Source organism: Leifsonia sp. NPDC058194, from assembly GCF_042883605.1.
Classification (GTDB): Bacteria; Actinomycetota; Actinomycetes; order Actinomycetales; family Microbacteriaceae; genus Leifsonia.
In genome coordinates this window covers 868109-890690 of the sequence record NZ_JBHVVL010000002.1, presented here as the reverse complement: position 1 = coordinate 890690, position 22582 = coordinate 868109, and the positions used below count along the sequence as shown (strand labels likewise).

Below are 22582 nucleotides of genomic sequence, written 5' to 3'. Positions count from 1 at the left end.
CTATCGTTGAGCGCGGAATGGGTCGGCAAGACGGTCGCGTCGGTCCGCGAGGGCGGACCGCCGAGGAACGTCCGGGCTCCACAGAGCAGGGTGGTGGGTAACACCCACCCGGGGCAACCCGCGAGACAGTGCAACAGAAAGCAGACCGCCACCGGCTCCGGCCGGTGGTCAGGGTGAAACGGTGGTGTAAGAGACCACCAGCGGCCGGGGTGACCCGGTCGGCTCGGTAAACCTCGCCCGGAGCAAGGTCAGACAGGGGACGATGAGGCTGCTCGCCGAGTCCCCGGGTAGACCGCTGGAGGGCGGCGGCGACGTCGCCCCGAGAGAGATGGCCGTCCGCGGCACTTCGGTGCCGTGACAGAACCCGGCGTAGCAGCCGGCCCATTCCCTGCACACGAAGCCGTCGGCCGAGGGGACACAGCATGGAGGAGCGCTCGGCCCGGCTGGTGTCGCGCGCCGGCGCCCTTGCCATCTGCGTGTTCGCGCTGGTCGGGGTCGGCTACGGGTCGTGCCTGGCCATCTTCCTGGTCTGCCCGTCGATCGTGCCGGAGCCGATGTTCTGGTCGATCGGCGGCGACCTCCTCGATTCGGGGACCGTCGGCGGCTCCTCCTTCGCGGACACCATGGACGACGTGTTCCGGATGTCGACGATGTCCCTCGGCTACTGGATGGCCGCCACCGTCGTCGTGATCGGGATCGCGATCGTCATCACCCTGCTCGCGGGCCGGGCGCTGCGGGCGCTCGGGGCGCTGAGCGCGTCGGTTCAGCCGCCGTCGGTTCAATCGCCATCGGGGGAGAACCGGTAGCCCATCCCCGGCTCGGTGAGCAGATAGCGCGGCCGGGACGGCTCGGGTTCGAGCTTCTTGCGGAGCTGCGCGAGGTACAGGCGCAGGTATCCGGTGTCGCTCGTGTACTGCGGCCCCCAGACCTGGGTCAGCAGCGCCTGGCGGGTGACGAGGCGGCGCGGGTTGCGCACGAGCAGCTCCAGGATCGCCCACTCGGTCGGGGTGAGGCGCACGTGCTCCGACCCGGACGCGGTGGCGCGGGTGACCTGGTGGGCGGCGAGGTCGACGCTCACCTCGCCGAAGGTCACCACGGGCTCGTCGGCTCCGGCCGTCTGGCGGCGGGTGAGCGCCCGGATGCGCGCGAGCAGTTCGTCGGCGGCGAACGGCTTGGTGACGTAGTCGTCGGCTCCCGCGTCGAGCGCGTCCACCTTGTCGGCCGAACCCGTGCGGCCCGAGACGACGAGGATGGGCACGGCCGACCAGCCGCGCAGGCCCTCGATCACCTCGATCCCGTTCAGCTCGGGCATGCCGAGGTCGAGCATCACGAGGTCGGGATGGTGCTCGACGGCCTCCGACAGGGCTTCCGCGCCCGTGCTCGCGGTCAGCACGTCGTACCCGCGGGCGGTCAGGAGGATGCGCAGTGCGCGCAGGATCTGCCGGTCGTCGTCGGCGATCAGGATCTTCACGAGCGGGTCCCTTCCACGGCCGCGGGGAGCGACACCACCATCGTCAGGCCTCCGCCGGGCGTGTCCTCGGCGTCGAGCGTGCCGCCCATCCCTTCGACGAAGCCCTTGGACAGGGCGAGTCCCAGCCCGATCCCCGAGTCGTTGTCCGTGTCGCCGAGGCGCTGGAACGGCAGGAAGACCGCTTCTCTGCGCTCACCCGGGATCCCGGGGCCGTGGTCGATCACGCGCACCTGGACCGTGCCGCCGAACTCGCTCGCGGCGAGCACGGGCCGGCGGTCGGCGGGGCTGTAGCGCAGGGCGTTCCCGAGCAGGTTCACGACGACGCGCTGCAGGAGGACGCCGTCCGCGGCGAGCAGGGGGAGGTCGGGGGCGATGTCCAGCTCCACGTCGGCCGGCCCGGCCCCGAGCTCGTCGAGAGCGGGCGAGACGACGTCGTCCAGCTCGGTGGGTGCGATCGAGACGCCCAGCACTCCCGCCTCGACCCGGCTGACGTCGAGCAGATTGGTCACGAGCCCCGCGAGTCCGGAGAGGCTGTCCTCCGCGGTCTCGAGCAGGGCCTCCCGGTCGTCGTCACTGAGGGCGAGGTCGGTCTGGCGGAGGGTGGTCACCGCAGCGGTCGCCGCCGCGAGCGGTCGCCGCAGGTCGTGTCCGACAGCCGCCAGCAGGGCGCTGCGCACCCGGTCCGCCTCCGCGAGCGGTCCGAGCTCGGAGGCCGTCGCCGCCAGGTCGCGGTGTTCGAGGGCGGCGTCGAGCTGCGCGACGATCGCGCCGAGCAGGCGGCGGTCGCTCGCCGCCAGGTCGCGCCCGGAGAGCTCGAGGGTGCCGCGCGTGCCGACTGGGAGCCGCTGGGTGTGCGCGGAGTCGGCGGGCTCGCCGTCGGTCGACACCACCTCCCCGCCGTCGAGGAGGCGCACCCCGGTCAGGCCGAACGCCTCCCGCGTCCGCGTGACGAGCGCCTGAAGGGCGTCCTGCCCGCGGATGACGCCGCCCGCGATCGTCGCCAGCAGCTCCGCTTCCGCGGCGGCGCGCTGAGCCGAGCGCGTGCGGCGCGCCGCCTGGTCGACGACGAGGCTCACCAGGGCGGCGATCACGACGTACAGCACCAGGGCGAGCAGGTGCAGCGGCTCGTTGATGGTGATCGTGTAGAGCGGGTCCACGAAGAAGTAGTCGAGCGTGAGGCCCGACAGCAGCGCCGCGAACAGGGCCGGCCAGATGCCGCCGACCAGGGAGACGACCACGACGAGCAGCTGGTAGCTCAGCACGTCGGCGGTCATCGACTCCCCGGATCGCACGCTCGTGAGCAGCAGGGTCAGGAGCGGGCCGCCGACGATCGCGAGCACGAAGCCCAGCACGCGGCGCCGCAGGGTGAGGCCGCCGCGGGGCCGCGGAAGGGAGAAGCGGCCTCCGGCGCGCGAATGCGACACGATGTGGACGTCGATGTCGCCGGACTCGCGGATGACGGTGGAGCCGATCCCCGGGCCGGTGAGCAGGGCGGCGAGCCGGCTGCGCCGTGAGACGCCGATCACGAGCTGGGTGGCGTTCTCCCCGCGCGCGAACTCGACCAGCGCGCGCGGGATGTCGGCGCCGACCACCTGGTGGTAGCTGCCGCCGAGCTGCTCGACGAGGGCGCGCTGCGCCGCGAGGGTGCCCGGCGCCCCGGTCCGCAGGCCGTCCTCGCTGGTGACGTGCACGGCGAGCAGTTCGCCGCCCGCCGAGCGCGCGGCGATCCGGGCGCCCCGGCGTAGCAGCGTCTCGCCCTCGGCGCCGCCGGTGAGGGCGACGACGACACGTTCGCGGGCCTCCCACTTTCCCGCGATGCCGTGCTCGGCGCGGTACTTCTGGAGGGCGCTGTCGACCTCGTCCGCCAGCCAGAGCAGCGCCAGCTCGCGCAGCGCGGTGAGGTTGCCCAGGCGGAAATAGTTGGAGAGGGCGGCGTCGATACGCGAGGCGGGATAGACATCGCCCTCGGTGAGCCGATCGCGCAACGCCTGCGGGGCCAGGTCGACGACCTCGATCACATCGGCCCGGCGGAGCACGGCGTCCGGGATGGTCTCGCGCTGCTGCACGCCGGTGATCTGCTCGACCACGTCGTTCAGCGACTCGATGTGCTGGATGTTGACCGTCGACATCACATCGATGCCGGCGTCGAGCATCGCGTCGACGTCCTCCCAGCGCTTCTCGTGCGCGGTGCCGGGTGCGTCGGTGTGGGCGAGCTCGTCCACCAGTGCGAGCTGCGGGGCCCGCGCGAGGACGGCATCGAGATCCATCTCCGTCAGCTGGACGCCGCGATGCTCGACCGTCAGCCGGGGCACGACCTCCAACCCGTCGAGCATCGCGGCGGTGGCGGCGCGGCCGTGGGTCTCCACGACCGCGACCACCACGTCCTTGCCGAGCGCCCGCAGCCGCTTGCCCTCTTCGAGCATCGCGTACGTCTTGCCGACGCCCGGTGCCGCACCGAGCATCACCCGCAGGCGGCCACGAGGCATGTCTACTTGTCCATCTCCGAAAGGGCCAGGTTGAGCTGGAGCACGTTCACGGTCGGGTCCCCGAGGTAACCGAGGTCCCGTCCCTGAATCCTAGACTCGACCAGCGCACGCACGCGGTCGGCCGGGAGGCCGCGCGCCGCCGCGACCCTGTCGACCTGGAGCAGGGCGTACGCCGGCGAGATGTGCGGGTCGAGGCCCGACCCGGAGGCGGTGACGGCGTCGCTCGGGATGCTCCCGGGGCTCGCACCGTCCGACGTCTCGATCGCCGCGGTGCGCTCCTTCACCGCCTTCTGCTGAGCAGGGTTCGAGGCGGCGAGGTTGCTGCCGGAGGAGGCGGCGCCGTCGTAGCCGTCCCCGGCCGCGGACGGCCGGGACTGGAACCACTGCGGCAGGGCGGCCCCGTCCTTGTCGGTGAAGCTCTGCCCGATGAGCGCGGAGCCCACGGGCTTCCCGTCGACCGAGATGATCGAGCCGTTCGCCTGGGCCGGCAGTGCGAGCTGCCCGATCCCGGTGACGACGAAGGTGTATCCGATGCCGAGTGCGACCGTGAGGACGATCATCGCGCGCAGGGCGACCCAGTACTGGCGCCAGGCGCCGCGGATCCGGTTCATTGTCGTGCGTCCTTTCCGTGCGTGTCAGAATCCGGGGATCAGCGCGACCACGAGGTCGATCAGCTTGATCCCGATGAAGGGGGCGATGATCCCGCCGAGGCCGTAGATCAGCAGGTTGCGGCCGAGCAGCGCCGAGGCGGCGGAGGGGCGGTATCGCACCCCGCGCAGCGCGAGCGGGATGAGCGCCACGATCACGATCGCATTGAAGATCACGGCCGACAGGATGGCGGACGCGGGGGAGTGCAGCCCCATGACGTTCAGCGCCGCCAGCCCGGGGAACGCGGCGACGAACATGGCCGGGATGATCGCGAAGTACTTCGCGACGTCGTTGGCGATGGAGAACGTCGTGAGCGCACCGCGGGTGATCAGCAACTGCTTGCCGATGCGGACGATGTCGATCAGCTTGGTGGGATCGGAGTCGAGGTCGACCATGTTGCCGGCCTCCTTGGCCGCCGACGTGCCCGTGTTCATCGCCACACCGACGTCCGCCTGGGCCAGAGCGGGTGCGTCGTTCGTCCCGTCGCCGGTCATCGCGACCAGCGCGCCGCCCTCCTGCTCGCGTCGGATCAGCGCGAGCTTGTCCTCCGGCTTCGCCTCGGCGAGGAAGTCGTCGACGCCCGCCTCGGCCGCGATGGCCTTCGCGGTGAGCGGGTTGTCGCCCGTCACCATGACGGTGCGGATCCCCATCCGGCGCAGATCCGCGAAGCGCTCGGCGAGCCCGTCCTTGACGATGTCCTTGAGGTAGATCACGCCCAGGACCGCAGCGGTCCCGTCGGCGTCCCGCGTCGCGACCGCGAGCGGGGTGCCGCCCACCTGCGAGATGCGCTCGACCTCGGCATCCAGCTCGCGAAGTGCACTCGCCGCGGGCGGCAGCGTGCCGGCCGTCTCCGCGGCCTCACGGACCCACGAGACGATGGCGCTCGCCGCCCCCTTGCGCACCTGTGAGCCGTCCGGCAGGTCGACCCCGCTCATCCGGGTCTGGGCGGTGAAGGGGACGATCTCACCGTCCACCTTCTCGGGCCGCGCATATCCGAGGGTCTCGGCGAGCTCGACGACCGAGACGCCTTCGGGTGTCGGGTCGCTCAGGGACGAGAGCGCGGCGGCGTGGACGAGCGTGTCGCGGTCCGCGCCTCCGACCGCGGCGAACTCGCTCGCCCGCCGGTTGCCGTACGTGATCGTCCCGGTCTTGTCGAGCAGCAGCGTCGTCACGTCGCCCGCAGCCTCCACGGCGCGGCCCGACATCGCGAGCACGTTGTGCTGCACGAGGCGGTCCATCCCCGCGATGCCGATCGCCGAGATCAGGGCGCCGATCGTGGTGGGGATGAGGCAGACCAGCAGGGCGATCAGCACCGGCACGGTCGGAGCGGCGTCGGAGTAGCCGGCGACCGGTTGCAGCACGAGCACGACGATCACGAAGATGATCGACAGGCTCGCGAGCAGGATGTTGAGCGCGACCTCGTTCGGCGTCTTCTGCCGCGACGCCCCTTCGACGAGGGCGATCATCCGGTCGACGAAGGTCTCGCCGGGCTTGGAGGTGATGCGCACGACGATGCGATCCGACAGCACGCGCGTGCCGCCCGTGACGGCGCTGCGGTCACCGCCCGACTCGCGGACCACGGGAGCCGACTCGCCCGTGATCGCCGACTCGTCGACGGTGGCGATCCCGCGGATCACGTCGCCGTCTCCCGGGATGAGCTCGCCCGCGACGACGACGACCACATCGCCGAGCGCCAGCTCGCTGGACGCGACCGCGGAGAGCGGGGCATGGACGGCGTCCGGATCGGTGCGCTCGTCGTACCCGGCGACCCGGTTCGCGAGCGTGGTCGACCGCGTCGAGCGGAGGGTCGCGGCCTGGGCCTTGCCCCGGCCTTCGGCCACCGACTCCGCCAGGTTGGCGAAGACCACGGTGAGCCACAGCCACACGGCGATGCTCCAGGTGAAGGCGAGCGTCGCCGGTCCGGTGCCGCCCGCCCCGAGGAAGGGCTGAGCGAGGGCGACGATGGTCGTCAGCGCGGCGCCGACCTCGACGATGAACATGACCGGGTTGCGCCACATCTGGCGCGGATCGAGTTTGCGCAGCGCGCCGGGGAGGGCGGCGACGAGCTGGGCGCCGCTGAACGCGCCGGCCGTCGTCGCGCGTTCCTTCGGAGCACGGGTGCTGCGGTGGGGGGTGAGCGTCGTCATGGTGTTACTGCAGCCCTTCCGCCAGGGGACCCAGCGCGAGAACGGGGAAATAGGTGAGTGCCGAGACCAGCAGGATCGTGCCGACCATGAGGCCGACGAACTGCGGCCGGTGGGTGGGCAGCGTTCCGGCGGTCGCGGGGATGCGGCCCTGCTGGGCGAGCGAACCGGCGAGGGCGAGCACGAAGACGATCGGCAGGAACCGGCCGAGGAACATCGCGACGCCGAGGGCGGTGTTGAGCCACAGCGTCGCCGCGGTGAGGCCGGCGAAGGCCGAGCCGTTGTTGTTGGCGGCGGAGGTGAACGCGTAGAGCACCTCGCTGAAGCCGTGCAGCCCGGGATTCAGGATCGACGTCTTCTCGATGTCGGCGCGGACCGCCGGGATCGCGAAGCTCAGCCCGGTGCCGATCAGCACGAGCGTGGGCGTGGTCAGGATGTACAGACTGGCCAGCTTGATCTCGCGCGGACCGAGCTTCTTGCCCAGGTACTCCGGCGTGCGACCGACCATGAGGCCCGCGACGAACACCGCGATCACGGCGATCACCAGGATGCCGTAGAGTCCGGAGCCGACGCCGCCCGGCACGATCTCCCCGAGCATCATGTTGATCATCGCCATCATCCCGCCAAGCGGGCTGTAGCTGTCGAGCATCGAGTTCACCGCGCCGGTGGAGGTCGCCGTGCTGGTGGTGTCGAACAGGGTCGATCCCAGCACCCCGAACGCGGCCTCCTTGCCCTCCATCGATCCGCTGGACGCTTCGAACAGGGTCATCGCGACGAGGGAGACCGTGAAGAGCGCCGCCATCGTGGCGAGGATCGCGTAGCCCTGGCGCTTGTCGCCGACGATCGTGCCGAACGTGCGCGGCAGCGAGAACGGGATGACCAGCATCAGCAGCACCTCGACGAGGTTCGTCCACGCGGTCGGGTTCTCGAAGGGGTGCGCGGAGTTCGCGTTGAAGAAGCCGCCGCCGTTGGTCCCGAGCAGCTTGATCGCCTCCTGCGACGCGACGGGCCCGCCGGGGATCGACTGCGCCGCGCCGGTGAGGGTCGTGACATGCTCGAACCCGTTGACGTTCTGGATGGCGCCGCCGGCGATGAGCACGACGGCCGCGATCAGGGAGAGCGGGAGGAGGATGCGCACGGTGCCGCGCATCATGTCCACCCAGAAGTTGCCGATCGTCCCGCTCGACCGTGCGGCGAATGCGCGCACCAGAGCGACCGCGACCGCCATGCCGACCGCGGCGGAGACGAAGTTCTGCACGGCCAGGCCGGCGAACTGCACGGTGTAGCCGAGGGTGGCATCGGGGGAGTACGACTGCCAGTTCGTGTTGGTCACGAACGAGATCGCCGTGTTGAAGGCGGTCCCCTCCGGGACCGCGGGCAGCCCGAGCGAGTAGGGCAGCACCTGCTGCAACCGCTGGAGCGCGTACACCAGCAGGATGCCCACGACCGAGAACGCCAGCACGCCCCGCAGATAGGCGGGCCACGCTTGACCGGCACGCGCGTCCACGCCGATGAGACGGTAGACGCCGCGCTCGACGGCGAGATCGCGGTCGGAGGTGTAGATGCGCGCCATGTAGTCGCCCAGGGGGCGGTACGCGACGGCGAGCAGCAGCACGAGCGTCGCCAGCTGGGCGACGAACAGCCAGGTGCCCGTCACGGAGTCCGGGCCCATCTCAGAACCGCTCCGGCTTCACGAGGGCGACGACCAGGTAGGCGATCGCGGCGACAGCGAGCAGCGCCGCGACCACGTTGATCACGATCACAGCTTCTCGACCCCCCGGCCGGCCATGCCCACGATCACCGCGAGCACGACCACTCCGAGCAGGTAGACGACGTCTAGCAAGACTCTCTCCATCCGTGAGGATGCCGCGGCCAGTCGGCCGCGGCAGAAGAGAGTCCACACCCGCGTGGGCCGCGGGATGCCCGTCCTAACGCATCCCTAACGCCCCGCCGCGGAATCCTTGCGGCTTGCTGACGCTACCCCTTCACGGCGAGGGCCGCGGCGCCCAGGATGCCCGCGTTGTTGCGGTGCACGGCGGGCACGATGATCGTCTTGAGGTCGAGCAGCGGGAGGAACTCCTGGTAGTTCTTGGAGACTCCGCCGCCGACGATGAAGAGATCGGGGGTGAAGAGGAACTCGAGGGTGGAGTAGTACTTCTGGAGACGCTTGGCCCACTTCTCCCAGCTCATGTCCTCGCGCTCCTTCGCCGAGTACGCCGCCCGGGACTCGGCGTCGTGGCCGTCGACTTCGAGGTGGCCGAGCTCGGCGTTCGGGATGAGGACGCCGTCGTAGATGAGGGCCGACCCGATGCCGGTGCCGAGGGTGGTCATGATGACCAGGCCGTCCTTGCCCTTCGCCGCACCGAAACGCGTCTCCGCGTAGCCGGCGGCGTCCGCGTCGTTCACGAAGTGGATGTCGCGGCCGAGGGCCTTCTCGAAGAGGTCCTCCGCGTGCAGGTCGATCCACTTCTTCGAGACGTTCGCGGCCGAGAGGGTCACGCCGTGACTGACGATCGCCGGGAAGCACACGCCGACGGGGGCGTCGGGCTCCTCCTTCGCGAGCTGGTCGACGATCTCCTTCGTGACCTCGACGATGCCGTCCGGCTCGCCGCCCTCGGGGGTGGGCAGCTTGATCCGGTCGCTCACGAGCTCGCCGGTCTCGAGATCGACCAGCCCTCCCTTGATCCCCGTTCCGCCGATGTCGATGCCGATTGCGTGCTTCTGACCGCTCATGCCCACGAATCTACCGCGGGTCGTGCCCGGGCGGGGTGCGCGTGGCCGTGGCGAGCGGCAGGAAGAGGTCGTCGACGATCGCCACCAGCGTGGCGTCCTCCGGTGGGCGCAGGGTCATCAGCATCTCGTGGCGCAGTGCCATCGTCGGCAGACCGGCGACGATGTCGGGCAGCCGGCCGCGGTCGATCTCGCCGCGTGCGTCCGCACGGTCGAGGATCTCGTCGAGGAGGGAGGGGCCCGGTGTGATGAGGCGTTCGCGCAGGCCCGCCATCCCGCCCTCCGCCTCGCTCACGATCCCGGAGAACCGCAGCATGATCAGGACGACGAGACCGCTGCGCCGTGCGCTGAACTGGCGGAGGAGGTCGAGCATGTCCTCGCGGAGGCTGCCGCGGTCGGGCACGTCGATCGGATCCCCGTCGTACCGGTGCCGGATGGCGGCCATGGCGAGGTCGCTGCGGCTGGGCCAGCGGCGGGCGAGGACGGGCCGGCTCGTTCCCGCCCGTGCGGCGACCGCTTCCATCGTCAGGGCCGCGTAGCCGTTGGCGTCGAGCTCCTCCCACGCCGCGTCGAGCAACGCGTCCTCGAGCTCCGCTCCGCGTCGGCGGCGGGCGGGAGGCGAATTAGGGTCCATTTGCGCATCTTATCCGATCGGCGTATCGTCGGCGATTAGATACAGACAGGCATCTTAAGGAGGGGCTCATGGCAGCGGAGAAGCTCGACAGGACGGTCGTCCGCACGGCGACGGCGCTGGTCGTCGGGGCACTCGCGGTGGTCTTCGACACGACCATCCTCAGCATCGCCCTGCACTCGCTGGCGACGGACCTGCACACGGATGTCGCGCACATCCAGTGGGTGACCACCGGCTATCTGCTCGCGCTCGCCGCGACCGTGCCCCTGTCGGCGTGGTGCCTGGCCCGTTTCGGCGGCAAGCGGGTCTGGATGGTGGCCCTCGCGATCTTCCTCGTGGGTTCGGTGCTCTCCGGGCTCGCCTGGAACGCCGACAGCCTGATCGCCTTCCGGGTGCTCCAGGGAGTCGGAGGCGGACTGATGCTGCCGGTCATGACCACGATGGTGATGGAGGTGGCCGGCGGCAAGCAGCTCGGCCGCGTCTCGGCCGTGATCGGCCTGCCGGCCATGGCGGGCCCGGTGCTGGGGCCGGTGCTCGGCGGTCTGATCCTCGCGTTCGGCGACTGGCGCTGGGTCTTCTGGGTGAACATCCCCTTCTGCGTCGCCGGACTCATCCTGGCCTGGCGGATGCTGCCGTCCGATCGAGGCCGCGACCCTCGTCGCCGGCTCGACATCGTGGGCGTGCTGCTCCTCGTCCCGGGACTCGCAGGACTGCTGCTCGGCCTGTCGGACTCCGTGCTCGACGGGGGCTTCGCCCGCCTCGACGCCTGGATCCCGTTGGTGGCCGGGGCGACTCTGGTGGCGGCGTTCGCGTTCTGGGCGCTCCACCGCCGGGGCGACGCGCTGGTGGACATCCGCCTGCTGAGGATCCGATCCGTGTGGTCGGCCTCGACCCTGCTCTTCCTCTCGGGCGTCGCCCTCTACGGTGCGATGCTGCTCCTGCCGCTGTTCTTCCAGCAGGTGCGCGGCACGGATGCGCTGGGTGCGGGTCTGCTCCTCGTGCCGCAGGGTCTCGGCACCCTCGCCTGCCGCCCGCTCGCCGGGCGGTTGATCGACCGGATCGGTGCGCGCTGGATCACGGTCGTCGGATTTGCGATCGTCGCCGTGTCGACCGTGCCCTTCGCCTTCGGGCCGCCGTCGTCGGCCGATCCGCTGCTGCTCGTCGCGCTCTTCGTCCGCGGCTTCGGGCTCGGAGCGGTGACGATGCCCCTGATGGTCGCCTCCTACCAGGGGCTGAGCGGCGAGCAGATCGCCCACTCCAGCATCCTGACCCGCACGGCGCAGCAGCTCGGCGGCTCCTTCGGCACCGCGATCTTCGCCGTGCTGCTCCAGGCGGCTGTGCTGGGCGGCTCGACCCTCGGCGGCGCGTTCGACACGGCGTTCTGGGTCGCGGTCGGCGTCACCGTGCTCGGTGTCGCGATCGCCTTCGTGCTCCCCGGCGGCCCGAAGCGCCGGTCGGCCGTCGCCGAGGGCACGGCGCCGGTCCCCGAACCGGTGTCGGAGCCGAGCGGGCAGGGCGCCGTCAGGGGAGCGTGAGCACCTCGGCGCCGCGCTCGGTGACGACCAGGGTGTGCTCGAACTGGGCGGTGATGCTGCGATCGCGGGTGACGACGGTCCAGTCGTCCGCCCACATGTCCCACTCGTGCGTTCCGAGGGTGAGCATCGGCTCGATGGTGAAGACCATCCCGACCTCCATCACGTCGTCGTAGACGGGCGCAGAGTCGTAGTGGGGGATGATCAGCCCGGAGTGGAAGGTCGCCCCGACCCCGTGGCCGGTGAAGTCGCGCACCACGCCGTAGCCGAACCGCTTGGCGTACGACTCGATGGCACGGCCGATCACGTTCACCTGGCGACCCGGGGCCACCGCCTTGATCCCGCGGTTCAGGGCCTCCCGCGTGCGCTCCACCAGCAGCGTCACCTCGTCGCTCGCCGTGCCGGCGATGAAGGTCTGGTTGCTGTCGCCGTGGAACCCGTTCTTGTACGCGGTGATGTCGATGTTGACGATGTCGCCCTCGTCGATCACGGTGTCGTCGGGGATGCCGTGGCACACCACCTCGTTCACCGAGCTGCAGATCGACTTCGGGTATCCCCGGTAGCCGAGGGTCGAGGGGTAGGCGTCGTTCGCGAGCAGGAACTCGTGGCCGATGGCATCCAGCTCCTCCGTCGTCACGCCCGGCCGGACCGCCTCGCCGACGAGGGCGATGGCCTGGGCCGCGATGCGTCCGGACTCGCGGATCAGCGCGATCTCGTCGGCCGAGTAGACGTCGCCGCGCGTGTTCGGAGCGGGCGACGGCCGTCCGACGTACTCCGGTCGTGGGATGCGGGAGGGCACGGGACGCATCGCGCTGACGCGACCGGGGATCAGGTGACCGGCGGAATCCTTGGGCATAGGATCAACCTTATGACCGGTGAGAACGAGTACGGCATCGCGCAGGACGCAGAGCACAAGTACTGGTACAACATGAAGACCGGCGCGGTGGAGCAGGGATTCCTCTCGCCGGCGCCCGACCGCGTCGGCCCGTTCGACACCCGCGACGAAGCCGAGCACGCGCTCGAGAAGCTGCGCGAGAACAGCGCCAAGTGGGCCGAGGATGACGCCGCGGAGAACCGCTAGAAGCTGTTCTCCGGGCCCGGGAACGTGCCCGACTGGACGTCGGCCTTGTAAGCGGCAGCCGCATCCGACAGCACGGTCTTCAGATCCGCGTACTGCTTGACGAAGCTCGGGACGCGACCGGTGGTGAACCCCGCCCAGTCCGTCCACACCAGCAGCTGACCGTCGACGTGCGGGCCGGCACCGACACCGATGGTCGGGATGCGCAGCTCCTGCGTCACCCGCTCGGCCACCGCGGCCGGGACCATCTCGAGGACGACGGCGAACGCGCCTGCGTCCTCGACGGCGTGCGCGTCGGCCAGGAGCTGCTCGGCGCCCTCGCCGCGACCCTGGATGAGGTGTCCGCCGAGTCCGTGCTCGCTCTGCGGGGTGAAGCCGATGTGCGCCATGACCGGGATACCCGCGTCCACGATGCGGCGGATCTGGTCGGAGCTGCGCACCCCGCCCTCCAGCTTGACCGCGTGCGCGCCCGTCTCCTTCATGAAGCGCACGGCGGTGTGCAGGGCCTCCTCGGCGCCGGTCTCGTACGAGCCGAACGGCATGTCGGCCACGACGAACGCGCGCTTGACGGCTTTCGCGACCGCGCGGGTGAGCGGGATGAGCTCGTCGACGGTGACGGGCAGCGTGGTGTCGTAGCCGAGGACGTTGTTGCCGGCCGAGTCTCCGACGAGCAGGAAGTCGATGCCCGCCTCGTCGAAGATCTGGGCGGTGAGCATGTCGTAGCTCGTGAGGCCGGTGAACGACGAGCCCTCGTCCTTCGCCGCCTGGAAGTGCCGTGTGCGCACCCGCTTCAGCGACTGCATCGACGGTGTGGCGGGGTGGACGCTCGGAACGGGTGACTGCTCGGTCATGCGCCTCAGTCTAGTGACGCGTCCCGAGCCCGTTCGCAGCCCCGGAACCACTAGTCTGGAGAGGCTGACGAAAGGGGCAGGATGGACAAGCAGCGCGACTTCGTTCTTCGGACGATCGAGGAACGTGGCATCAAGTTCGTGAGGCTGTGGTTCACCGATGTCGTCGGCACACTCAAGTCCGTCGCCATCGCACCGGCGGAGGTCGAGGGCGCGTTCAGCGAAGGCCTCGGCTTCGACGGTTCCGCGATCGAGGGCCTGACGCGCGCGTACGAGTCCGACCTCCTCGCCCATCCCGACCCCACGACGTTCCAGATCCTCCCGTGGCGCGGTGAGATCGATCCGACCGCGCGGATGTTCTGCGACATCACGACGCCCGACGGCCAGCCGTCCGTGTCCGATCCGCGCAACGTGCTCAAGCGCACGCTCGAGAAGGCGGCCGACCGTGGCTTCACCTTCTACACGCACCCGGAGATCGAGTTCTACCTGCTCAAGTCGTCGTCGTTCGGCGAGGACGGGCCCGAACCGGTCGACTCCGCCGGCTACTTCGACAACGTGCCGGGCGGCACCGCGCACGACTTCCGCCGCCGGTCGGTGCGCATGCTCGAAGACCTCGGCATCTCGGTCGAGTTCAGCCACCACGAGGCGGGGCCCGGCCAGAACGAGATCGACCTCCGCTACGCGGACGCGCTCACCACGGCCGACAACATCATGACCTTCCGCACCGTGATCAAAGAGGTCGCGATCGAGCAGGGCGTCTACGCGACGTTCATGCCGAAGCCCATGTCGGGTCACCCGGGCAGCGGGATGCACACCCACATGTCGCTCTTCGAGGGCGACACGAACGCGTTCTTCGAGGCCGGTGCGCAGTACCAGCTCTCGAAGGTCGGCCGGCAGTTCATCGCGGGCCTGCTCAAGCACGCCCCCGAGATCACGGCGGTGACGAACCAGTTCGTCAACTCCTACAAGCGCCTGTGGGGCGGCGACGAGGCGCCCAGCTTCGTCTGCTGGGGCCACAACAACCGCTCCGCGCTCGTGCGCGTGCCGCTCTACAAGCCCAACAAGGGGCAGAGCTCGCGCGTCGAGTACCGGGCGATCGACTCCGCGGCCAACCCGTACCTCGCCTTCTCGCTCATGCTGGCCGCCGGCCTCAAGGGCATCGAGGGCCAGTACGAGCTGCCGCCGGAGGCGGAGGACAACGTGTGGGCGCTCAGCGACTCGGAGCGCCGCGCGCTCGGCTACAGCCAGCTGCCGGCGAGCCTCGACCACGCCATCTCGCTGATGGAGGACTCCGAGCTCGTCGCCGAGACGCTGGGGGAGCAGGTCTTCAACTACGTGCTCCTCAACAAGCGCAAGGAGTGGGCGGAGTACCGCGCGCAGGTGACCCCGTACGAGCTGCGGTCCAACCTCGAGATCCTCTGACCTGGTCGTGACGCGCGAGCAGCTCTCCCTGACCGTGCTGGCGCGTGCCGGCTTCGTCGGGTTGAGCTCGGTCCGCGCACAGCTCGACGAGCTGGTGGAGCTCACGGGTTTCCCCGTGGAGGATCTCTTGCCCGCCCTCGGCGCGGCCGCCGATCCCGACAACGCGCTGACGCTCGCGCTGCGGCTCCTGCAGCATGCGCCGGTGCAGGCCTCCCGCTACGTGCCGTCGCGCAACGACGCCCGTCGCGTCCTCCGGGTGATCGGAGCGTCGGAGGGCGCAGCCGAGTTCTTCCTGCGCCAGCCCGCCGAACTCGCTGCGCTCGATCACCCGGTCACCGCCCTCCCCTCGGCGGACGAGCTGCGAGCGGACCTGCTCGCCTCGGTCCGCGCGGTGGACGGATTCTCCGAGCTCGTCGAGGACGAAGCCTTGACGGCGCTGCGCGTCCGGTACCGCCGCCGCCTCGTGCAGATCGCCAGCTTCGATCTCGAGCAGCACGATCCCGTGTCGGGATTCGACGCCGTCGCCGCCGCGCTCTCCGATCTCGCGGCCGCCGCCCTGGAGGCATCCCTGGCCGTCGCGCGCCGCCAGACCAGCGGCACGGGGCCGGGGCGGTTCCCCGAGGCCGAGGTCCGTGCGACACCGTTCGCGATCATGGGGATGGGCAAGGCCGGCGCACGCGAGCTCAACTACGTCAGCGACGTCGACGTGATCTTCGTCACCGATGGCGACGAGGAGGCCGGCCTGAGTCCGGGTCGCGCCGTCGACATCGCCACGCGCCTCGCGATGCTCACCATGCGCGGCATCCACGAGCCGGCCATCGAGCCCGGGCTATGGGAGGTCGACCCCAACCTCCGGCCCGAGGGGAAGGACGGCGCGCTCGTCCGCACGCTCGAGTCCCACATCGCGTACTACGACCGCTGGGCGAAGGGCTGGGAGTTCCAGGCCCTTCTCAAGGCTCGGCCGCTCGCCGGTGACCGGAGTCTCGGCGACCGCTACCTCGCCGCTCTGGCGCCGAAGGTGTGGAGCAGCGCGTCCCGCGAGAACTTCGTCGAGTCCGTCCAGCGGATGCGCGAGCGCGTCACCGACCACATCCCGGACGACGAAGTGCACTACCAGCTCAAGCTCGGGCCCGGGGGCCTGCGCGATGTGGAGTTCACCGTGCAGCTGCTCCAGCTCGTGCACGGGCAGACCGACGACCAGGTGCGGCAGCGGGACACCCTGTCGGCCCTGGCGGCCCTGGCCGCCCAGGGATACATCGGGCGGGAGGAGGCCGCGGCGTTCTCGCAGGACTACCGCACCCTCCGGCTGATGGAGCACCGCATCCAGTTGCGGCACCTGAGCCGTACGCACCTGATGCCGCGCGACGAGGGCGACCAGCGCATCCTGGCCCGGGCGACCGGTCTCGCGCCGAGCGCGCAGCAGCTGTTCACCCGCTGGAACGAGATCAAGCACCGCGTGCGGGGGCTGCACGAGCGCCTGTTCTACCGGCCGCTGCTGAGCGCCGTCGCCTCCATGCCCAGCGAGGACTTCGCCCTCACCAGCGCACAGGCCGAGGCGCGTCTCGCTGCGATCGGCTTCCGCGATCCGCGCGGCGCGCTCGCCCACATCGGCGCGCTCACCTCCGGCGTCTCGCGCCGGGCGACCATCCAGCGCCACCTGCTGCCCGTGATGCTCCAGTGGTTCGCCGACGGAGCGGACCCCGACTACGGCCTGCTGACCTTCCGCCGCCTCAGCGAGGACCTCGGCTCCACGCACTGGTATCTGCGGATGCTGCGCGACTCCACCGGTGCCGCCGAGCGTCTGACCCGGGTGCTGTCCGGGTCGCGGTTCGCCGGCGAGCTGCTCGGCCGCATCCCGGAATCGGTGGCCTGGCTCGAATCGGAGGACGAGCTGCGTCCGCGTTCCGCAGAGCTGCTGCGTGACGAGACGACGGCGATCCTCGCACGCCACGACTCGCCCGAGACCGCCGCCGCCGCGCTCCGTGCGGTGCGGCGTCGCGAGGTGCTGAGGCTGGCGTTCTCGGGCATCCTCGGCTTCGCCACCATCGAAGAGCTCGCCCACGGACTCAGCGCCGTCACCGAGAACGTCATCACCGGCGTCCTGACCGCTATCCGGGCATCCCGCGGGGACGGGGACGCCTTCGAGTTCGCCGTGATCGGGATGGGGCGGTTCGGCGGCCGCGAGCTCGGTTTCGGCTCCGACGCCGACGTCATGTACGTCTTCCGGCCGGTGGCCGCTCCACAGGACGAGGCGCATCGTGCTGCTCTGGCGATCGTGTCGGACCTGTCGCGCCTCACGGAGGACAACATCCTCCCGCTCGACCTCGACATCGGATTGCGCCCGGAGGGGAAGAACGGCACGCCGGTCCGCTCGCTCGACTCCTATCGCGCGTACTACCAGCGCTGGTCGCTGACCTGGGAGGCGCAGGCGCTGCTGCGGGCGCGCGGTGTCGCGGGGGACCAGGCGCTGCTCGCCGATTTCGGGGCACTCGCCGATGAGGTGCGGTATCCCGCGGCGATCGGTGACCGCGAGATCCGCGAGGTGAAGCGCATCAAGGCACGCGTCGAGAACGAGCGGCTGCCGCAGGGGGCCGACCCGTCCCGCCACCTCAAGCTGGGCCGTGGATCGCTCAGCGACGTCGAGTGGTTCGTCCAGCTCGTGCAGCTGGAGCACGGGGCCGCGATCCCCGCGCTCCGCACGCCGAGCACGCTCGACGCCTTGGCCGTCGCGGCGGAGCACGGCTTCGTCTCGGAGGAGGACGCCGCCAAGCTGCGCGAGGCCTGGGTGTTCGCCTCCCGCGCCCGCTCGGCGATGACCCTGTGGACGAACAAGACAGCCGACGTCCTCCCGTCCGACCGGGTCGCCCTCGACGGCGTCGCCCGCCTGATGGAGTACCCGCCCGGCTCGGCGTCGCGCCTGGAGGAGGACTACCTCGCGGTCACCCGCCGTGCCCGCGCCGTCTTCGAGCGCTCGTTCTACGGGGTGCAGGAGCGGCCGACGCCGACGGGGTGAGGCAGGTCACGACAGCACGGTCGTGCGCAGCCGGAAACGCGGAAGGGCCGCATCCCGAGTGGGATGCGGCCCTTCGCGGTGTATCGCCGAGCGTCAGACGCCGAAGTACAGCTCGTACTCGAACGGGTGCGGACGCTGCGCGAGGGGCTTGATCTCCTTCTCGCGCTTGTACTCGATCCAGGTCTCGATGAGCTCCGGGGTGAACACGCCGCCTGCGGTGAGGAAGTCGTGGTCGGCCTCGAGCGCGTCGAGGGCCTCGGCGAGGGTGCCGGGGACCTGGGGGATGTTCTTGGCCTCCTCGGGCGGCAGCTCGTAGAGGTCCTTGTCGACCGGCTCGTGCGGCTCGATGCGGTTCTTGATGCCGTCGAGGCCGGCCATGAGCTGGGCGGCGAACGCGAGGTACGGGTTGCCCGAGGCGTCCGGCGCGCGGAACTCGATGCGCTTGGCCTTGGGGTTGGTGCCCGTGATCGGGATGCGGATCGACGCCGAACGGTTGCCGGCCGAGTAGACCAGGTTGACCGGGGCCTCGAAGCCGGGGACCAGGCGGTGGAACGAGTTCACCGTCGGGTTGGTGAAGGCCAGGACGGCCGGGGCGTGCTTGAGCAGGCCGCCGATGTACCAGCGGGCGATGTCCGAGAGGCCGCCGTAGCCGGACTCGTCGTAGAAGAGCGGCTTGCCGTCGCTCCAGAGCGACTGGTGGGTGTGCATGCCCGAGCCGTTGTCGCCGAAGAGCGGCTTCGGCATGAAGGTCGCGACCTTGCCCCACTGCTCGGCCGTGTTCTTCACGATGTACTTGAACTTGAGGATGTCGTCCGCCGCGGCGACCATCGTGTCGAAGCGGTAGTTGATCTCGGCCTGGCCGCCGGTGCCCACCTCGTGGTGCGCGCGCTCCAGGATGAGGCCGGCGTCGATCAGCTTGAGCGAGATGTCGTCGCGCAGGTCGGCCTGCTTGTCGACCGGGCTCACGGGGAAGTAGCCGCCCTTGTACGGCGTCTTGTTGGCGAGGTTGCCGCCCTCTTCGACGCGGCCGGTGTTCCAGGCGCCCTCCTCGGAGTCCACCGAGTAGAAGGACGAGTGCTGGTTCACCTCGTAGCGCACGTCGTCGAAGATGTAGAACTCCGCCTCGGGGGCGAAGAAGGCCGTGTCCGCGATGCCGGTCGAGGCGAGGTACTTCTCCGCCTTCTTGGCGACCTGGCGCGGGTCCTTCGAGTAGATCTCGCCGTTGCGCGGGTTGTAGATGTCGAAGACCATGATCAGCGTGCGCTCGACGCGGAACGGGTCGATGTAGGCGGTCGAGACATCGGGGATGAGCTGCATGTCCGACTCGTGGATCGACGCGAAGCCGCGGATCGAGGAGCCGTCGAAGAGCTGGCCGACGGAGAAGAACTCCTCGTCGACCGTCGAGGCGGGGATGTTGAAGTGCTGCTGCACACCGGGCAGATCGGTGAAGCGGATATCAAGGAACTTGACGTCGGTGTCCTTGATGAACTTGAGCACCTCGGAAGAATCACGGAACATACGGAGGACTCCCAATGGCTTGCGGTGACCGGACTGCGCGTGCAGTCCCACCCCCACGGTAGGGGGAGGCCGTTTCCCCGGGGTGACGCAAATGTTTCCGGCATGTTACGTGTACCGGCCCCGGGTAAACTCATCGGGTGCCACAGAACCCCCCGACGAACCGCTCCGGCGACATCGCCCCCAGCCGCTATCCCGGTGAACGACTGGGTCTTCCGGAGGCGGGCCCGCGTTCCGTCGCCCGCCTCGGCCGGAGATTCGGGGCGATCGTGGTGGATTGGGCGATCGCGTCGTTCCTCTCGTTCGCGTTCTTCCACTACGACGCGTGGGCGAACATCGCCGTGTTCGCGGTGCTGCAGATCGTGTTCATCCCGACCATCGGCGGCAACATCGGCCACCGCATCTTCGGGTTGAGACTGGTCGCCGTGCGCGGGGGATGGGTGGGGGTGTGGCGTCCGATCGTGCGCACCGTCCTCCTCTGCATCGTCATCCCGGCCCTCGTGTGGGACTCCGACCAGCGCGGCTTCCACGACAAGATCGCCGGCACCGTCCTCCTCCGCGGCTGAGCCGCGAACGAACGAACGCGCCGTTCCCGACGGGGGCGGCGCGTTCGTGTCGAAGCGTGCGGGTCAGCGTGCGCGCTGCGCGCGGACCTTCATCGGGTCGATGCCCTTCGGGATCGGCAGGGCGTTCTCGAGCGACTGCAGCCGGTTGCTGATCGCGAGCACCTCGGCCTTGGTCAGGGTCGGCTTGATCTTCGCCAGGGTGCGCGGCACCCGGTGCAGCGGCACGGCGTCGGAGTCGGGCCCGACGCTGATGACGGTGACCGGGACGTTCGGGAGGACGCGCGTCACCTTGCGGCGCTCCTCGTCGACCATGCGCTGCGTGCGGGTCTTCGGACCCTCGCTGATGAGCACGACGCCGCCGCGGCCGGTGGCACGGTAGACCGCGTCCTGCGTCTTGCTGTTGACGGCGACCGGCATCTCGGACCCGCGCCAGCTGCGCTTGAGCGAGCTGCGCAGCACGGCGCCAACGGCGCCCGGCTGGCCTTCGATCTGCGAGTACGCGGCCCGTTCGGCGCGACGGCCGAGGATGATGAGGGCCGCGAGCACGCCGCCGAACACGCCCGCGATGATCCACAGGACCATCGTGAACACGTTGCCGCCGGAGAGGAAGATCGCCAGGATCACGCCCGCGACGATCGGGAGGACGAAGCCCAGGATGATGTAGAGCAGCGCGCGGTCGTCGTAGCGGCGGGTCATCTGGAAGACCTGCCACATCTGCTTCAGCCGACCGGGCTCCTTGGTGGACTTGTCCTTGCGTGCCATACGCACAAGGATACCGTCCCGGAGGCGGTCTGGCAGACGCCGTTCGCCGTCAGGAGACGGCCTGGGCGAACCCGAGCGACGCGTCGGCGAGATGCTGCAGCTCGGCGGGCACCGCGCGGCCCTTCGCCTGCATCGACTGCGCCCACAGGCGTCCGGCGCGATACGACGAGCGCACCAGGGGTCCGGCCAGGACGCCGAGGAATCCGATGGCCTCCGCCTCCTCCTTCAGCTCGACGAACTCGTCCGGATGCACCCAGCGGGCGACCGGAAGGTGACGCGGGCTCGGCCGCAGATACTGGGTGATGGTGATGATGTCCGTGCCGGCGTCGTGGAGGTCGCGGAGGGCCTGGCTCACCTCGTGCCGCTCCTCTCCCATGCCGAGGATCAGGTTGGACTTGGTGATCAGTCCCGCCGTGCGCCCCTGCGTGAGCACGTCGAGCGACCGCTCGTACCGGAATGCGGGTCGGATGCGCTTGAAGATCCGCGGGACCGTCTCGACGTTGTGCGCGAACACCTCGGGCCGGGCCGAGAAGATCTCGCCGAGCAGCTCTGGGCGCCCGGTGAAGTCGGGGACCAGGATCTCGACGCCGGTGCCCGGGCTCTGCCGGTGGATCTCGCGGATCGTCTCGGCGTAGAGCCACGCGCCCTCGTCCTCGAGGTCGTCGCGTGCGACGCCGGTGACCGTGGAGTACCGCAGCCCCATGCGGGAGACGGACTCGGCGACCCGGCGCGGCTCGTCCCTATCGAACTCGGCGGGCTTGCCGGTGTCGATCTGGCAGAAGTCGCAGCGACGCGTGCACTGCGAGCCGCCGATGAGGAAGGTGGCCTCGCGGTCCTCCCAGCACTCGTAGATGTTGGGGCAGCCGGCCTCCTGGCAGACCGTGTGGAGCTCTTCGGACTTCACCAGCGAGTGGAGCTGTCGGTACTCCGGCCCCATCTTCGCGCGGGTCTTGATCCATTCCGGCTTGCGCTCGATCGGCGTCTGGGCGTTGCGGACCTCGAGGCGCAGCATCCGGCGGCCCTCGGGAACGGCGTTCACGCGGCGGCTCCCGCGGAGGCCGGTGCCGTCGCTGCGGCTGTCGCGCGATCGAAGGCCGCGACCACGAGAGGAGCCGCGTCCTGCGGGGTCACGGTCCGGCCGAGGACGCGGGAGATCGTGGTGACCCCGGCGTCGCGGATGCCGCAGGCGACGATGTGCTCGTACGGCTCGAGGTCGTTCGAGCAGTTCAGGGCGAAGCCGTGCATCGTCACGCCTTCGGCGACGCGGATGCCGATGGCGGCGATCTTCTCGTCGCGACCGTCTTCGCGGATCCACACGCCGGAGCGCCCCTCGACCTGCTGGCCCCGGACGCCGAGCCCGGCGAGGACGTCGATGAGCATCCCTTCCAGTCGTCGCACGTAGCCGACGACGTCGATCGGGTCGGGAAGGCGCAGGATGGGGTAGCCGACGAGCTGTCCGGGCCCGTGCCAGGTGATCTTGCCCCCGCGGTCGACGTCGATCACCGGGGTGCCGTCGGTGGGACGCTCATCGGGTTCGGTGCGTTTGCCCGCGGTGTAGACCGGCGAGTGCTCCAGGAGGAGGACGGTGTCGGGCGCCCGGCCGGCGACGACCTCAGCGTGCACCGCGCGCTGTTGTTGGAGGGCCTCGTCATACGGGACCGGGGTGGCAGTGAGTCCCGCGAAGTCGTACGTAGTCACCAGGTCAGCATATATGGACTCAGTCTATTAATCCGAGA

20 protein-coding genes and 1 other RNA gene are annotated in these 22582 nt (G+C 70.1%); 7 read left to right on the top strand and 14 right to left on the bottom strand.

Annotation, left to right across the window (positions count from 1 at the left end; translation table 11 throughout):
- The first annotated feature begins 18 nt into the window (after positions 1–18).
- Together rnpB and ACFVU2_RS11015 are read left to right on the top strand one after the other, a co-directional pair.
- Positions 19–388: RNase P RNA component class A (gene rnpB, locus ACFVU2_RS11020), an RNA gene on the top strand.
- A gap of 34 nt (positions 389–422) precedes the next feature.
- On the top strand, positions 423–806 hold the full coding sequence (locus tag ACFVU2_RS11015) for a hypothetical protein (protein WP_387873875.1): 384 nt from the start codon (positions 423–425) through the stop codon (positions 804–806).
- Here the strand turns inward: ACFVU2_RS11015 and ACFVU2_RS11010 are convergent.
- The 8 genes from ACFVU2_RS11010 to ACFVU2_RS10975 form a co-directional block, all read right to left on the bottom strand.
- Complete coding sequence (locus ACFVU2_RS11010) at positions 779–1471, bottom strand: response regulator (RefSeq protein WP_387873874.1); 693 nt, start codon at positions 1469–1471, stop codon at positions 779–781. The two genes, ACFVU2_RS11015 and ACFVU2_RS11010, sit on opposite strands and share 28 nt — an antisense overlap.
- The gene (locus ACFVU2_RS11005; protein WP_387873871.1) at positions 1468–3957 is read right to left on the bottom strand and encodes a DUF4118 domain-containing protein; all 2490 of its coding nucleotides are present in this window, start codon (positions 3955–3957) and stop codon (positions 1468–1470) included. The genes ACFVU2_RS11010 and ACFVU2_RS11005 overlap by 4 nt, the downstream gene beginning before the upstream one ends.
- Positions 3958–3959: 2 nt before the next feature.
- A complete protein-coding gene (gene kdpC, locus ACFVU2_RS11000) occupies positions 3960–4568 on the bottom strand; it encodes a potassium-transporting ATPase subunit KdpC (protein WP_387873869.1) in 609 nt (202 codons plus the stop codon).
- Between the two features lie 24 nt (positions 4569–4592).
- A complete protein-coding gene (gene kdpB, locus ACFVU2_RS10995; protein WP_387873867.1) occupies positions 4593–6752 on the bottom strand; it encodes a potassium-transporting ATPase subunit KdpB in 2160 nt (719 codons plus the stop codon).
- 4 nt (positions 6753–6756) lie between these two features.
- Entirely contained in the window at positions 6757–8421 is a 1665-nt protein-coding gene (kdpA, locus tag ACFVU2_RS10990) for a potassium-transporting ATPase subunit KdpA (protein ID WP_387873864.1), read from the bottom strand.
- Between the two features lies 1 nt (position 8422).
- Positions 8423–8512 carry a potassium-transporting ATPase subunit F gene (locus tag ACFVU2_RS10985; RefSeq protein ID WP_290472258.1) on the bottom strand — a complete coding sequence of 30 codons (90 nt, stop codon included), beginning with the start codon at positions 8510–8512 and terminating at the stop codon, positions 8423–8425.
- A gap of 214 nt (positions 8513–8726) precedes the next feature.
- Entirely contained in the window at positions 8727–9482 is a 756-nt protein-coding gene (gene ppgK, locus ACFVU2_RS10980; RefSeq protein ID WP_387873861.1) for a polyphosphate--glucose phosphotransferase, read from the bottom strand.
- Positions 9483–9492: 10 nt separating this feature from the next.
- On the bottom strand, positions 9493–10113 hold the full coding sequence (locus tag ACFVU2_RS10975; protein ID WP_387873859.1) for a TetR/AcrR family transcriptional regulator: 621 nt from the start codon (positions 10111–10113) through the stop codon (positions 9493–9495).
- A gap of 68 nt (positions 10114–10181) precedes the next feature.
- Between ACFVU2_RS10975 and ACFVU2_RS10970 the strand changes: the two genes are divergently transcribed.
- Positions 10182–11645: an MDR family MFS transporter gene (locus ACFVU2_RS10970; protein ID WP_387873857.1), complete on the top strand. Its 1464-nt coding sequence runs from the start codon at positions 10182–10184 to the stop codon at positions 11643–11645.
- Here ACFVU2_RS10970 and map read toward each other — a convergent pair.
- Positions 11632–12498, bottom strand: coding sequence for a type I methionyl aminopeptidase (gene map, locus ACFVU2_RS10965; protein WP_387873854.1), 867 nt, complete (start codon positions 12496–12498; stop codon positions 11632–11634). The two genes, ACFVU2_RS10970 and map, sit on opposite strands and share 14 nt — an antisense overlap.
- A 12-nt stretch (positions 12499–12510) precedes the next feature.
- Between map and ACFVU2_RS10960 the strand changes: the two genes are divergently transcribed.
- Positions 12511–12723 carry an SPOR domain-containing protein gene (locus ACFVU2_RS10960; protein WP_025157580.1) on the top strand — a complete coding sequence of 71 codons (213 nt, stop codon included), beginning with the start codon at positions 12511–12513 and terminating at the stop codon, positions 12721–12723.
- Here ACFVU2_RS10960 and panB read toward each other — a convergent pair.
- Positions 12720–13571: a 3-methyl-2-oxobutanoate hydroxymethyltransferase gene (panB, locus tag ACFVU2_RS10955; RefSeq protein WP_387873851.1), complete on the bottom strand. Its 852-nt coding sequence runs from the start codon at positions 13569–13571 to the stop codon at positions 12720–12722. The genes ACFVU2_RS10960 and panB overlap by 4 nt on opposite strands.
- An 81-nt stretch (positions 13572–13652) precedes the next feature.
- On the opposite strand from panB, the gene glnA (ACFVU2_RS10950) reads away from it, so the two are divergent.
- Together glnA (ACFVU2_RS10950) and ACFVU2_RS10945 are read left to right on the top strand one after the other, a co-directional pair.
- Complete coding sequence (glnA, locus tag ACFVU2_RS10950) at positions 13653–14990, top strand: type I glutamate--ammonia ligase (protein WP_387873849.1); 1338 nt, start codon at positions 13653–13655, stop codon at positions 14988–14990.
- A 7-nt stretch (positions 14991–14997) separates the two neighbouring features.
- Entirely contained in the window at positions 14998–18003 is a 3006-nt protein-coding gene (locus ACFVU2_RS10945; protein WP_387873848.1) for a bifunctional [glutamine synthetase] adenylyltransferase/[glutamine synthetase]-adenylyl-L-tyrosine phosphorylase, read from the top strand.
- A 93-nt stretch (positions 18004–18096) separates the two neighbouring features.
- Here the strand turns inward: ACFVU2_RS10945 and glnA (ACFVU2_RS10940) are convergent, their stop codons facing one another.
- The gene (gene glnA, locus ACFVU2_RS10940) at positions 18097–19521 is read right to left on the bottom strand and encodes a type I glutamate--ammonia ligase (protein ID WP_387873846.1); all 1425 of its coding nucleotides are present in this window, start codon (positions 19519–19521) and stop codon (positions 18097–18099) included.
- A 137-nt stretch (positions 19522–19658) separates the two neighbouring features.
- Between glnA (ACFVU2_RS10940) and ACFVU2_RS10935 the strand changes: the two genes are divergently transcribed.
- Positions 19659–20084, top strand: coding sequence for an RDD family protein (locus ACFVU2_RS10935; protein ID WP_387873845.1), 426 nt, complete (start codon positions 19659–19661; stop codon positions 20082–20084).
- Between the two features lie 63 nt (positions 20085–20147).
- On the opposite strand, the gene ACFVU2_RS10930 is transcribed toward ACFVU2_RS10935, so the two are convergent.
- From ACFVU2_RS10930 to lipB, 3 genes are read right to left on the bottom strand one after another with little or no spacing between them, the layout of a single operon-like run.
- A complete protein-coding gene (locus ACFVU2_RS10930) occupies positions 20148–20846 on the bottom strand; it encodes a DUF4191 domain-containing protein (protein WP_387873844.1) in 699 nt (232 codons plus the stop codon).
- Positions 20847–20895: 49 nt separating this feature from the next.
- Positions 20896–21885, bottom strand: a complete 990-nt coding sequence (gene lipA / locus ACFVU2_RS10925) for a lipoyl synthase (RefSeq protein WP_387873841.1) — start codon at positions 21883–21885, stop codon at positions 20896–20898.
- Positions 21882–22544: a lipoyl(octanoyl) transferase LipB gene (gene lipB / locus ACFVU2_RS10920; RefSeq protein ID WP_387873839.1), complete on the bottom strand. Its 663-nt coding sequence runs from the start codon at positions 22542–22544 to the stop codon at positions 21882–21884. The genes lipA and lipB overlap by 4 nt, the downstream gene beginning before the upstream one ends.
- Between the last annotated feature and the right edge of the window lie 38 nt (positions 22545–22582).